At 35.2% G+C, this 13,118-nt stretch carries 8 protein-coding genes, 1 tRNA gene and 3 pseudogenes; 6 read left to right on the top strand and 6 right to left on the bottom strand.

All coding sequences use genetic code 11. The features are described from left to right. Window positions 1–3 precede the first annotated feature (3 nt). Window positions 4–1,695, top strand: a pseudogene (gene recJ, locus N7U66_RS11935) (single-stranded-DNA-specific exonuclease RecJ). 66 nt (window positions 1,696–1,761) lie between these two features. Further along, entirely contained in the window at window positions 1,762–3,027 is a 1,266-nt protein-coding gene (locus N7U66_RS11930) for an MFS transporter (RefSeq protein ID WP_267678523.1), read from the top strand. 170 nt (window positions 3,028–3,197) lie between these two features. Here N7U66_RS11930 and N7U66_RS11925 read toward each other — a convergent pair. From N7U66_RS11925 to N7U66_RS11915, 3 genes and pseudogenes are all read right to left on the bottom strand, one after another. After that, window positions 3,198–3,949: pseudogene (locus N7U66_RS11925) on the bottom strand (UDP-2,3-diacylglucosamine diphosphatase). A gap of 197 nt (window positions 3,950–4,146) precedes the next feature. Further along, the gene (locus N7U66_RS11920; protein WP_267675475.1) at window positions 4,147–4,596 is read right to left on the bottom strand and encodes a 6-pyruvoyl trahydropterin synthase family protein; all 450 of its coding nucleotides are present in this window, start codon (window positions 4,594–4,596) and stop codon (window positions 4,147–4,149) included. 135 nt (window positions 4,597–4,731) lie between these two features. Next, a pseudogene (locus tag N7U66_RS11915) lies at window positions 4,732–6,068 on the bottom strand (MATE family efflux transporter). A gap of 93 nt (window positions 6,069–6,161) precedes the next feature. On the opposite strand from N7U66_RS11915, the gene N7U66_RS11910 reads away from it, so the two are divergent. From N7U66_RS11910 to N7U66_RS11895, 4 genes are all read left to right on the top strand, one after another. Beyond that, window positions 6,162–6,959 (top strand): universal stress protein, encoded by a 798-nt coding sequence (locus N7U66_RS11910; protein ID WP_267675474.1) that lies wholly within the window; start codon window positions 6,162–6,164, stop codon window positions 6,957–6,959. A 5-nt stretch (window positions 6,960–6,964) separates the two neighbouring features. Then, a tRNA-Ala gene (locus tag N7U66_RS11905) sits at window positions 6,965–7,038 on the top strand. 121 nt (window positions 7,039–7,159) lie between these two features. Then, window positions 7,160–7,690 (top strand): 7TMR-DISMED2 domain-containing protein, encoded by a 531-nt coding sequence (locus N7U66_RS11900; RefSeq protein ID WP_267675473.1) that lies wholly within the window; start codon window positions 7,160–7,162, stop codon window positions 7,688–7,690. Continuing rightward, on the top strand, window positions 7,623–9,518 hold the full coding sequence (locus N7U66_RS11895; protein ID WP_267675472.1) for a 7TM diverse intracellular signaling domain-containing protein: 1,896 nt from the start codon (window positions 7,623–7,625) through the stop codon (window positions 9,516–9,518). Before N7U66_RS11900 ends, N7U66_RS11895 begins: the two co-directional genes overlap by 68 nt. On the opposite strand, the gene N7U66_RS11890 is transcribed toward N7U66_RS11895, so the two are convergent. The 3 genes from N7U66_RS11890 to N7U66_RS11880 form a co-directional block, all read right to left on the bottom strand. Then, window positions 9,515–10,357, bottom strand: a complete 843-nt coding sequence (locus N7U66_RS11890) for an alpha/beta hydrolase family protein (RefSeq protein WP_267675471.1) — start codon at window positions 10,355–10,357, stop codon at window positions 9,515–9,517. The two genes, N7U66_RS11895 and N7U66_RS11890, sit on opposite strands and share 4 nt — an antisense overlap. Beyond that, entirely contained in the window at window positions 10,354–12,126 is a 1,773-nt protein-coding gene (locus N7U66_RS11885) for a PD-(D/E)XK nuclease family protein (protein ID WP_267675470.1), read from the bottom strand. The genes N7U66_RS11890 and N7U66_RS11885 overlap by 4 nt, the downstream gene beginning before the upstream one ends. Before the next feature lie 89 nt (window positions 12,127–12,215). After that, window positions 12,216–13,109, bottom strand: a complete 894-nt coding sequence (locus tag N7U66_RS11880) for a hypothetical protein (RefSeq protein ID WP_267675469.1) — start codon at window positions 13,107–13,109, stop codon at window positions 12,216–12,218. Window positions 13,110–13,118: the final 9 nt, after the last annotated feature.

Genomic DNA, 13,118 nt, shown 5'->3' with positions numbered 1-13,118 from the left:
TTCATGCGCTGGACTCTTAAACCCAAACCAAATCTTGATACCGTATACGCTCTGCAAGAGGCTTTAAATATTGAAGCTTCTATTGCAACACTTCTCGTTCAAAGAGGCATTGAAACCTATGAAGACGCGAAGTTGTTTTTTAGACCTAGCCTAGAACATTTGCATGATCCATTCTTAATGAAAGATATGGAAAAGGCAGTTGAACGCATCGAAAAAGCCTTTGAAAACAACGAAAACATATTGGTTTATGGTGATTATGATGTTGACGGAACTACCGCAGTCTCTTTGTTATCTAGCTATTTATTAAGAGACTATTCTAATGTTGCAACCTATATTCCCGACCGTTATGATGAAGGCTATGGGATTTCATACCAAGGGATTGATTTTGCTGAAGACAATGGGTTTTCACTCATTATTGCGCTCGATTGTGGTATTAAAGCCATAGATAAAGTCGCTTACGCAGCAGAGAAAAACATAGATTTCATTATCTGTGATCACCACAGACCAGGAAAACAAATACCAAATGCAATCGCCGTTTTAGATCCAAAACAAGAGGATTGTCATTATCCTTTTGATGAGTTATGCGGCTGCGGAGTTGGTTTTAAACTAATCCAAGCTTTGGCGTCTAAAAAAGGGCAAACCATAGCAGATTTAGTGCCTTATTTAGATTTGGTTGCCACAGCAATAGGAGCAGACATTGTATCCATTACAGGAGAAAATAGAGTGCTCGCTTATTTTGGTTTACAAGTGATTAATAACAACCCACGCGCTGGGTTTAAAGCGATTATTAATCAGATTAAAAAGAAGACCTTAACCATTACAGATGTTGTATTTATCATTGCCCCAAGAATTAATGCTGCGGGACGTATGAAACATGGGCAATATGCAGTGGATTTACTAACGGAAACCCATGTGGAAACCGCTGAGAGATACGCGAAAGAGATTGAAGCATTTAATACCGACCGACGGGAAGCAGATAAGCAAATCACCATAGAAGCCTTGGAACACATTGAAACCCAAAAAGAACGGGAACGTTTTACTACCGTTGTTTATAACGAAAACTGGCACAAAGGCGTGATTGGGATTGTGGCTTCTCGGCTTATTGAAACCTATTACCGTCCAACACTAGTATTTACAAAAAGTGGCGATAAACTAGCGGCTTCGGCGCGTTCTGTTAAAGGCTTTGATGTATATAATGCTTTAGAAGCTTGTGCTGAGCATATTGAACAATTTGGCGGACATAAATACGCTGCCGGACTCACGTTGAAAGAAGAAAATTACGAGGCTTTCAAACAAAAATTTGAAGCAGTTGTAGAAGCCACCATAGATAAAAGATTACTAACACCGTAAATCACAATAGATACTCAAATAGAACTTAACACAATCACCCCTAAATTCTATAGAATTTTAAGCCAGTTTGCACCTTGTGGCCCAGGAAATATGTCTCCTGTATTTATGAGTGATAATCTTATGGATACGGGCTATGGTAAATGTGTTGGTGAAGATGAAACACATTTACGTATTACAGTAAAGCAGCCTAAGAGTGCTAAAATAGTATGTATTGGCTTTGGCTTGGGTGAAAGGCTAAGCCTTATTGAAGGAAATAAAACGTTTAAAGCGGCTTACTCCATAGATGAAAATGAATGGCAAGGGCAGGTGTCTTTGCAATTGAAGTTGCGAGATATAAAAGAATAATTAATTAAACCTCAGAGTCCCGGAATATCGGGATTAAAACAGATGAGGTTTCAATATTTAACAGATTTGCAAAAAAACGACCCCTACGCAGCATTGCGCTTTAAAGAGTTCAACATCTTTTTATTAATGCGTTTTTTATTAGTTTTTGGCTGGTCTATGCAGTTTATCGTTATAGAATGGCAAGTGTATTCTATTACTAAAAACCCGTTATCGCTGGGTATTATAGGTTTAATGGAGTTTTTCCCTGCTTTTTTTATGGCTTTATTTGCTGGACATATTGTAGACCAAAAAGAAAAACGAAACTTACTCATTCTTTGTATTGCTGCATTTTCAATAATTAGTTTGGGGTTGTTTTTATTAACGAGCCCTAGTGTTACTCAAGAGTGGTCCACTAATTCTGTGTTATATTCTATCTATGCTTTAGTCTTTTTTGGTGGCTTTTTGCGTTCCTTTTTTGGACCGATCTTGTTTTCTTTAGTTGCTTTAATTGTACCAAGAAAAGTATTTCCAAACGCTGCAACCTGGAGCAGTAGTACTTGGCAAATGGCTTCAATTATAGGTATTGGTTTTGCTGGTTTCTCTATAAGTTGGTTTGGTGTGCATTGGTCTTTGTGTATTGTTTTTGGTTTAGTGATGCTCTCCTTAATCACAGTGACGCAGATTTCTAAAAAACCAATATTAAACACAAAAATTAATGAACCTATATTAAAAAGTTTAAGTGAAGGTATTCGTTTCGTCTTTAAAACTAAAGCTATTTTAGGAGCATTGACTTTAGACATGATATCCGTTTTATTTGGTGGAGCTGTTATGCTTTTACCCATTTTTGCTCAGGATATTTTAAAAGTAGGTAGTGAAGGTTTTGGTGTGTTAAGAGCCGCTCCTTCTGTTGGTGCGATTATAACTATGGTCGCCACAGCCTACATTCCTATAAGTAAAAATGCGGGTATGAAATTACTAGCGGCTATTTTTGGTTTTGGTGTGTGTATTATCGTCTTTGGCTTGTCTTCTGTCTTTTGGATTTCGGTAGTAGCCTTGTTTTTTAGTGGTGTTACAGACGGCGTTTCCATGGTGATTCGTCAAACCATTCTTCAGCTTAAAACACCGGACCATATGCGTGGTCGTGTGGCGTCTGTCAATTCTATGTTTGTTGGTTCATCAAATGAATTAGGGGCTTTTGAAAGTGGTGTAACAGCAAAATTAATGGGTACTGTTACGGCAGTGGTTTTTGGTGGCACCATGACTTTAATTACCGTAATAACCACGGGAATTGTATTACCCTCTTTTAGAAAACTAGACTTGAGGAAAGATTTTGAAGAGAATGAAACCCATTAATCGTTTCGTGTGTGTTTTTCTTCCAATTCATTAGTCTTTTGACTTTAAACGCAACCCAATGTTTTGTGAAAAAACACGCCCTCAAGAGCTTTGAAGAGTTCTCTATAAAAAAATTATTTGCTAACGAAATACTATATTTAGTAACTCTAAATAAACTTTTCTTAAGTAATTTAGTATTCTTTCAATTCCAAATGCTCACCATCAAAAACACCATAGGTATAGTAGGAAATCCAATCACCCAAATTCACATATCGGGAGTGCTCGTTTAACTCAATGTCTAGAGGTAAATGTCTGTGGCCAAACACAAAAAAGTCTCTGTGTTTGTCTTTTAGTTTTAGTTTGCAATATTGTACCAACCACTCGTTGTCTTCACCTAAAAATGTAATATCGTCGTCACCGTAAATGAGTTTATTCTTTACTGAAAGATATTGTGCCAAACGCACGCCTAAGTGCGGGTGTAACCAACGAAAAAACCATTTAGCAACGGGGTTTGTAAATACCTTTTTCATACGCTTATACCCTTTGTCGCCTGGGCCTAAGCCATCTCCGTGACCAATAAAAAAGGTTTTATCATTAAAGGTGTATTCTTGTGGGCTATGGTAAACCGGAATGTTTAATTCTTCTTCAAAATAGCCATTCATCCATAGATCATGGTTTCCAACAAAATAATAGATAGGGATTCCGAATCACTTATTTCTGCAAGTTTACCTAAGGTTCTTGTGAAGCCTTTTGGCACCACGGTTTTATATTCTGCCCAAAAATCAAATAAGTCACCTAATAAAAAAATAGCTGCAGCATCTTCCTTTACCAAATCTAACCAGGCAACAAATTTTTGTTCACGCGGAAACGATTGTTCTTTTGTTGGAGCTCCTAAATGGTTGTCTGAAGCGAAATATATTTTCTTTCCTTTTGGAATTTGCATGTGTAAATATAATAATTCCTTAGCAGGAAGGAATCTAATGATTTAAATTTTCATAGTTTGAATGCACCCTCAGTAGTTGGGTTAGGGATTACGCAGTCATTTTACTAAGAAGTAAATCACGATTATTTTATAGTTAAGCAATTGTTGGAGTTTCTCACAAAGCCTCAACTTTAGGAAACACCAAAAAAATTACGCGGTTAGTTTTCACTGGCGTACCATTCGGCATAAGAGCTTTCTGTCTCTTGTAATTTAAGGGAGTGCAGCTGAATACTTTTAGGTAATCGCTTCTTGATTTTTTCAGCAAAATCAATAACCATCATTTCACTAGTGGGTTGGTAGTTAACAAGTAACACATTATGTCCTCTGTCTTTAAGCTCTTTTGCAAGTTCTACATGAGGGGTGTTTTTATTAAAGACCGTCGCATGGTCGAACACGTCAACAATCTCTTCTTTTACTATTTTTTTAAGATCCGTAAAATCGATGACCATCCCAAATTTTACATGAGTATTATCCTTAATGGGTTGACCAAAAACGGTTACAGATAATTTATAGCTGTGGCCATGCACATTTTTACACTTCCCATCATAGCCATATAAAGCGTGACCAGTTTCGAATGAAAATAATTTTGTAATACGAATGTTTCCCATTATCTGCGGTTTCTAAAACGGTTTACTAAATAGATTATGATAAGCGCAAAAGCTAATACAGCGAACATACCGCTGCCTCCTAAAAAATTGAGAATATCCATAAATTTATAATTAAATATACTTTAGGCGTCAAAGTTAATGGTTTTGGGTACGGGGTAAAAATTCTTTTCTAAATTTTATGATTAATGGTAGTCCTCTCGGCGATAATCCAAAAGGTAAAAGCGATAAAAACGGCGTATAATTTTAAGTCTAGACGGTCCGGAATATATAAGATTGGAATAAAAACGGCAAGCGTTGAGACTAATAGGAGGTTTCTGAGGGTTTTCATTTTACCAAGTCCTTTAAACATACCATCAAAGATAAAGGCAAGGGCACAAAAAGGTTGCATGGCGAGAACAATCCAAAAAATCGTATAAAATTGATTTAAAACTTCCGGCTCATTAGTGAAAATTTTTCCTATGGGGTAATACAAGAAGGCACCTAAAAAGGCGATTATAATACCTATAATAATTCCAATTTTTATCAGTCTATTACTAAGGGCAATAAGTTTACTGTATTCTTTACCACCATATAATTTACCCGACAAAATGTTACCCGCGCTGGCGTAACCATCGATCAAAAAAGCACCTAAAAACCATAAATTTATGGCTATTGTGTACGCGGCTATATATTCATCACCATAACCTGTTGCATATCTAACCGCTAAGAATAAAGTAGTATTTAAGGCCAACGTTCTAATAATTAAATTTCCTATCATGATCAAAAAACGTTTAATTTCTTTGTTAAATGGAAAAGTAATTAATAATGGAATATCTGTTTTTTTTAATAAATAATAAGCAGAAAGCACTGCCATTAGTACTTGTGCCAAAATACTGGCGTAAGCAGCACCTTTAATATGCAGGGAAGGAACAAGGCCAGGAGACACCATAGACCAACGCATAATCTAAAATAATGTTTGCTAAAGCACCAATTATCGCTATAATCATGGGGTAGTAGGTGTTCTGTAACCCCCGAAAGGCACCAAAAACACCAATAGTAAATAAGGTAAAAGGAAAACCAAACACCCGTATTTTATAATAGTCAACAGCATAGTCTAAGATCAAGCCCGAGGCATTATAGAGTTTAAAGATACTTTGTACAAACGGATAGGTGCCAAGAATAATGAGAATGCTTAGAGCGGTAATAATAAAAATGGCTTGTGCGGGCAGGTTTTTGATGTCGTCTAATTTGTTCGCCCCTAAATACTGTGATACAAGAGATGAAATGGCACTTCCGGTTTGCCCAAAAACCCATATGAGCATGGAGAGAAAGGTAGAAACGATACCAACGGCGGCTAAAGATTCTGTAGCGTTTAAATCCACATGACCTACTATCGCGGCATCTGTTAATGACAAGATAGGTTCTGAAATCCCAGCAATTAAGGCAGGTATTGCTAAAGTGTTAATGTGTTTTAAGCTTATATTTGTGCTCAATTTCTTTATTTAATGGCTATTTGGCTAAGTTCGGAAACTTTTAGTATAAAAAAATGTATTTTTGTATTCTAAATTGTTTCACACGCTATAATTATGAAAAACATTCTGGTTCCAGTTGGCTCATCAAAAAACGCTAAAAGTCATTTGCAATATGCTGTAGATTTCGCAAAGGCTACGGGCGCAAAGCTGTATGTTGTACAAATTTATAATGTATACACCAAGGCTGGAACAATGATAAAAATAGACGATATTCTTGAGCGTGAAAGTAAAGAGTTTTTAGAGCGTCATGTCTCAGAAATCGAGTCTAAAGGGGTTGAAATTATTACGAAGACCTTTAAAGGTAAATTAATAGATACTTTAGAATTGGTTTGTAAATCCCTCAGTGTTGATTTAATTATTCTAGAACCTAGAACCAATTCTATAAAAGACGAAGTGTTCTTAGGAAAGACCTCCGGTAAAATTATAAAACAAACGAATATTCCGGCATTAATAGTGCCCGAGGGTTTTGTTTTTAAGCCTATTAGTTCTATATTGATGGCTATAAAGTCGGCTATTATTAAAAAGGAAGAGGCTTTAAGACCTTTAAATGTTTTGATTAGAGATTTTAACGCTAAGGTAAATTTATTGATTGTTAAGACACCGTTTTATACTAAGGAAGATACCGTTATAAATCAAGCATTAAAAGCGATCATTAGCTCCTCTAAAGAGACGGAAAACGCAACAACGTATCAAGGCGTATTGGAACACTATAAAGAATTTAATCCGGATTTATTGTGTGTAGTAAGACGCAAACGCGGATTCTTTACTAAACTTTGGGAAAATAATATCGTCTTAAAAAAGGATTTTCATATTACTGGCTTTCCTGTTTTAGTGTTAAGTGGATTAAAATAATATTCGGGGATGTAGCTCAGTTGGCTAGAGCGTTTGACTGGCAGTCAAGAGGTCGTGGGTTCGAGTCCCATCTTCTCCACATTTTTTTTGTAAAACCAACGTGATATATATTACGTTAGTATATAGTGTTCAGCTATTTGTTCCCTCCTTTTGAATAGTTGTACTTGATTTTTTTTGATCACCACCTAAATCAACCAAAAATGCGTCAAGTATTACTCTTTTTTATCATTTTTACTTCATTCTTCGCGGTTGCACAAAACAACGTGTATAACCCTTTAAAAAGCAAAGGAAAGCTCTTTGAGTACGCCATGTTTACAAAAGCTCCAATAACAGATGTTCAAGAGCTTATTACTAAACAAAACCAACTCGAGTTTCAAAACTTAAGTTCAGAGAATCAAAGTGTTGGTTTTACTTCAGACGATTATTGGGTGACCTTTCGTTTAGAAAACAGTGCCTCAAATGAAAAAACGTATTATCTCGAGACAGCTAGACCCGTTACAGATGTCGCTTATTTATACCAGCTCCAAAATGGAAAAATAACAAAATTTAGTAGTGGAGACGGCATAGCTTTTGAAGACCGACAAGTGTCCCATCGAGAAACTGTTTTTAAAGTACAATTGCCTCAAAATACAGTTCAGAAATTTTATTTACATTTAAAAAGTGATGGGGAAACGCTTAATCTTCCACTTAAGTTATATACAGAAGAGGATTTCACGGAAAGCCAATTATAATCAGCAATTGTTTTTAGGTGTGTTTTATGGGTTATTATTTCTAGCCGGTTTAATTTATCTTTTTTTCTATACCAGTTTATCGAATAAAACCTTCTTGTATTATAGTGTTTATGTGTTTTCGATAGCATTATTACAATCAGCTTTAGATGGTTTTATGTTTCAATATCTATTGCCTTTTGGAGGATATTTAAATGATAGAGCGGTTTTAATTACGGCCTTGTTTTCTAATTTTTTCTTGTTAAAATATTGCGAACATTTTCTAAAAGTGTCCTTGCGAAGTAAAACTTTAAAATACGGATATAAATTTGTTTATACCATAATTCTTGGATTGGGTGTTATGTTATTTATTAACGATAAAACTATGGCCTTGGTATATCCTATGAGTAATTTGAATGGCCTTTTAAGTCTCATTTTAATTTTGGGCACTCTTTTTTATTTACGGTATAAAGGTATAACTATAGATCCTTTTTTCTCAATAGGTATTTTCTTCTTAGTTATTGGGCTTTTAGGTTTTGTTATGAATAACTTAGGCTTGCTTCCAAACAACTTTATCGTTCTTAACAGCGCTAAATTTGGTATCGGATTCGAGGTGGTATTCTTATCGTTGTCTATGACGCATTTAATTCGAGATTTGCGTTTAGAAAATGAACAATCTCAACTTATTGCGCTTAATAAATCGGAAGAAATTAGTGAACTTAAAAGTTACTTTATGTCTAATATTAGTCATGAATTACGTACGCCAATCAATGCCATTATGGGGATCGCCGAGGACGAATTAATGAACAATACAAACCACGAAGCGCATAAGAATTATGAGATTATTAGACATGCTTCACTAAGTCTTCTGAGTAATATTAACGATATTTTAGATTTTGAAAAAATAGAGAAAGGTACCTTAAAATTAAGAACAGAACACTTTAATCCTAAAGAGGCGATTGAGCAAATTAGCAGGAACTGGCAGCGTATGGCCGAAAAAAAAGGATTGAAATATAGTCTCGAAATAGCGAACACTTTGCCTTATTCTGTTGCCGGTGATGCAGATCGTTTCATGCAAATCATTAATAATGTTTTAAGTAATGCGGTAAAGTTTACGGCATTCGGTAAAGTAGTGTTTCAAATAAAAAGCACAGTAAAACCATCCGGCGAAGTAGAATTTATTATGACTGTATTAGATACCGGTGTTGGAATTAGTAATAATAAAAAAGCCGACTTATTCAATAGTTTCGGTCAAATGCGGTCAAATGATAAGCGCCGTTTTGGTGGAGTAGGTCCGGGTTTAAGCATAGTAAACCATTTAATCAAACTATTTGGCGGTACCATCTCTATTGAAAGTGAAGACACTCGTGGAACTAAGGTAACCATGGTTATAGTGCTTAACGTGATCGCGCTAAGCATGCCCATTAATGATAACGATACTAAGGAGACTAGTACTCAGGCTTTAAAAGTATTAGTAGTAGAAGACAATATGATGAATCAATTAATTATGAAAAAAATATTGACCACCTTATCGATAACAGATTTTAAAATGGCCGTTAACGGACAGGTCGCGCTTGAGCTTTTAGACAAGCATACCTTTGATATTATTTTAATGGATTTACAAATGCCGGTTATGGATGGGTATGAAACGACCACTAATATTAGGAATGGTAATTTAAAACACAAGCATAAAAACATTCCAATTATAGCAGTAACAGCCGATACCACAGAGGCGGCAAGAGAAAAAGTGCTCGCGGTAGGAATGAACGATTATATTAGCAAACCAGTAAACAGGGATTTGCTTTTCAATAAAATTAATAAGCATAAAACGAGGCCTCTAAAGATCGCTTAATCTTTAATTAGGCTTAAAGCCATTTTAGTGATTTGTTTTAGTACTGGGGGCATTCTCTCGTCGTGCCATGGATGCTTAGCTCCAAAGACATGATCACTGTTTTCCACAGAAATTAATGTCGCTTTTGGATTCCACTGTTTTAATAATTTTGCTTCTTTATAATTTACAGAGGGATCGTCTATCGCATGAATAATAGCGTGTGGGATGACCAATGATTTTTCCGCCTGCTCTATATTCAAGCGTGTTTCGTGCGCTTTAAAATCTTCATAAAACTGGTAGTTGTGGGGCATTTGCTGCTTTGTTCTTCCGTTTAGTACATATTTAACGCCTTCTTTTTTCCACGCATCTAAATCTCCACTTATTGCTGTTCTTTTAGCAAAGTCACAAACACTCGCTAGTGTTATTAATTTTGTAATTCTTGAATCTTCCGAGGCTTTAATTATTGCAATTCCACCACCCCGGGAGTGCCCAATGACAGTGACGTTAGTTGGGTCTATTTCCATTGTAAAATTAGTGCCTTCTGATAAGCAGTGAGTTAAAATAACATCTAAATCAGCGATCTCTTTGGTATAGTTGTTTTCTGCAAAGGCCTCTAAATCTGAAAAATCAATGGGATTTTCAACGGTGCCTCCATTGTGCGAAAAATTTAATTTAACAAAAAACAAATCGGCATTCATAAAGGCTTTAGCCATTAAATTCCATGCGCCCCAATCTTTAAAGCCCTTATAACCATGACAAAAAATGATTAGGGGTTTTGGTTTTTTAGTTTTTTTGTAAAAAAGATCAAAAATGATTGGTTTTTGACCAGCACGACTTAAAATTTGGTTTTTGAGAATCATTTCAGCTCTTTTTCTATAAAATTAATATCTGGATTGTAGATTTCAATAATGAGCGTTTTAAGTTCTTCAAAATAACTTGCTAAGGTATCCTCTGTTATTAGTGTCGATTTGTTTCCACCTCGAACTTGCTCCTTTTTTGTAAATTTCAAAAAACCGGAATGTAAATTTTTAAAGGAAATAATACCTGCTTCTAACGGGAATTCAAGTGGTTTCTCTTTATTTAGCATGTAGGCGTAAGCCAATATTTGAAAACTTTTACTGTACTTTTTATAATCGGTCGTTAGGTCTTGCCAGTCAACAATGGAAACCTCGTTTTCTAAAACCTTGCCTGTTTTGTAGTCTATAATTCGTGTTACACCATTATATTCGTCGACTCGATCTACTGTACCGTTCATGTTCACCTCAAAATTTAATTCAGGAATATCTAAACATACGGTTGATTTTGTTTCTAATGCAACAATCTTTATCGTGTTGCCTTGTTCTAATTCTGCGATTTCAAGGTTTATAAAATTAAGAACATAGCGTTTTGCGATTTCAAAAATGATGAGGTTTCTACCAGTGGTCATGTCACCATCCTTATAGATAGAATTAAAGAAATGTAATATGGTTTTCTCGATTTTTTTCTTGAGTATTTTAAGACCATCAAGGGTTAAATACTGGCCTAAAAAGGGTTGATATAAGGCCTCTAAGGTGTCATGTATTACAGTTCCCATGGTGTTGGCTGCTACCGTTTCCTCAACTTCTTCTAGCTCTTTAATTCCTAGTAATTTTTGATAATAAAAATCTATAGGATTTCGTATATAATTTGTTAGAGAAGATGGCGAAAAGCCTTTTTTAGCAATGGCTTTTAATTGATTTAAAACCAATTCTGTTTTCTTTATCTCTTTTAATTTTGGAACTACATTGGGAACGTGGGGGACAACTATTTTGTGTTTTATATTATGGATCCCTTCTAATTCTAATTGGGTTATGAATCGACTTTTTTCGCCGCCCGTTAATATATCGGCTTCTGTATTATATAGAATATAAATGTTTTTCGCGCGTTGGAGTAACCTGTAAAAGTGATACGTATAAACAGCGTCCTTTTCTTTATATGTTGGTAGTTTGTTTTCCAGTTTCACATCGAATGGAATAAAGGAGTTATTTGACTTTCCCGAAGGTAACACGCCCTCATTGACACTAGAAATAATAATGGTTTCAAAATCTAAAACACGAGATTCCAACATGCCCATAACTTGTAAACCTAGTAGTGGTTCGCCTTGAAAATCTAAAGTTTCCGATGTTAGGAGCTCCTTATATATACTATATAAAGCGGAAATGTCATTAATATGGTGATAACATTCATTTAGTCTGTAAAGTTCATTAAACAGGGTGTTGAAGCGAAATAAATACTCTAATCCCAAGGTCTGAGATTCTTTATCTTCAGTAAGAACGCCTTGGATTTTGTTAATGATTATAAAGCACTGTGATATGCCCTTTTGTGGATTATTTTTCCAAGGTTCAAAAAGTAATCCAATAGTGTCCGTTTTGCTTTGATCATAAGACTTCAAGTCCAGTAGGGTTAGATAGACAACATTGTTTTTTTGAATATTTTCAATAATTGCGGAAGCATAATCTATAGTGTTTACCTGTAATAAAGGTCTTATAAATTGATGGGATACGATTTCAATAATATCTTTATAGTAATAGCGGTCTGTTGCTTTCTTTTGAACGGTAAATAAAAGATCAAATAAGGAGGCTAGTGGAATTAAACGCAATGGGAAACCCATAGTGATGTTTATATTCTCAATAGTTGAAGGTATTGAGTTAAGTACTGGGATTAATAAATTTTCATCACCAAGGACTACAGCCGTGTTTTTTAATTCGGATTAGTTTGTGCTATTTGTTTTAACAGGGTACCAATAGTTTTAGCCTGTCCTACATTTTTTGGAATCCCAAACACTTGAATATTTTTTTCTTCAGAATAGTGATTAGTAACCCATTTAAAAGGGTGCTTTTTAAAATGTTTCCAATTGTCCTTGTGCTGTCGGGTAAAAAGGGCGGCATCATGTATGGGATTGCTTAAAAAGACCTGGTCGATGTCCCAATACGTTTCGGCCATGTTGTTAAGCAAGAGTTCTTGAATTATGGTCTCTTCGGCTGTATTTAGAGCGTTAAAACCTAAGAAGATATGGCGGTTGGTATTACCCGCACAATAATTTTCAATGTTTTTTACAGCTTCTCTATAGATGAGTCCTTGATAGCCTAATTTTTTATCGATTAAAGTGGATGTGTAGTGTGAATAATAGCGCTTGAGCTTATTCCGAATTTGAGATAATTTTCTACAAATTCGGTCCTGGTCTTTTTCTGTAGACCAATGCTCTAATTCTTTTATAGCGCTTAAATAGTCAAAAATATTATTTTGCGGGATGAGGTAACGATCAATTTCATTAAAATCCTGGAGAAGGATTTGTGCCCATTTAGCAAAGCTTTCAAAAGACTCTCTTTCTTGGCTTGGTGTAAGATGCGTATACGTATTGTAAAATTCGAAAAGCAACTCTGTGTTAGTGATCGACTTAAGCTGGGCGAGGTCTTCTACAAACTCCTCAATACTAATTATAGTGGGAGAAAAAAGGGTGCTATCTGAGACATTAAATAACTCCTTTTTTAAAAACACACCAGCACGTCTACTTGGTAAAATAAATATTAAATCTGATAGATTTTCACCGTTAGTCTTTAGGTCTTCAAGTACATCTAAAATAAAGCTTTTCATTTTATAAAA

The sequence above is a fragment of the Lacinutrix neustonica genome, assembly GCF_026625145.1.
In the GTDB taxonomy this organism is placed as follows: Bacteria; Bacteroidota; Bacteroidia; order Flavobacteriales; family Flavobacteriaceae; genus Lacinutrix; species Lacinutrix neustonica.
This window is presented reverse-complemented; position numbering and strand designations above follow the sequence as displayed.

Bases quoted from the DNA above. Each gene is read 5' to 3' on its own strand.
- N7U66_RS11910 (WP_267675474.1), top strand. From the start codon at position 6,162: ATGAAAAACATTCTGGTTCCAGTTGGCTCATCAAAAAACGCTAAAAGT.
- N7U66_RS11895 (WP_267675472.1), top strand. From the start codon at position 7,623: ATGGGGAAACGCTTAATCTTCCACTTAAGTTATATACAGAAGAGGATT.
- N7U66_RS11920 (WP_267675475.1), bottom strand. From the start codon at position 4,596: ATGGGAAACATTCGTATTACAAAATTATTTTCATTCGAAACTGGTCAC.
- N7U66_RS11885 (WP_267675470.1), bottom strand. From the start codon at position 12,126: ATGGGTTTCCCATTGCGTTTAATTCCACTAGCCTCCTTATTTGATCTT.
- N7U66_RS11880 (WP_267675469.1), bottom strand. From the start codon at position 13,109: ATGAAAAGCTTTATTTTAGATGTACTTGAAGACCTAAAGACTAACGGT.
- N7U66_RS11890 (WP_267675471.1), bottom strand. From the start codon at position 10,357: ATGATTCTCAAAAACCAAATTTTAAGTCGTGCTGGTCAAAAACCAATC.
- N7U66_RS11900 (WP_267675473.1), top strand. From the start codon at position 7,160: ATGCGTCAAGTATTACTCTTTTTTATCATTTTTACTTCATTCTTCGCG.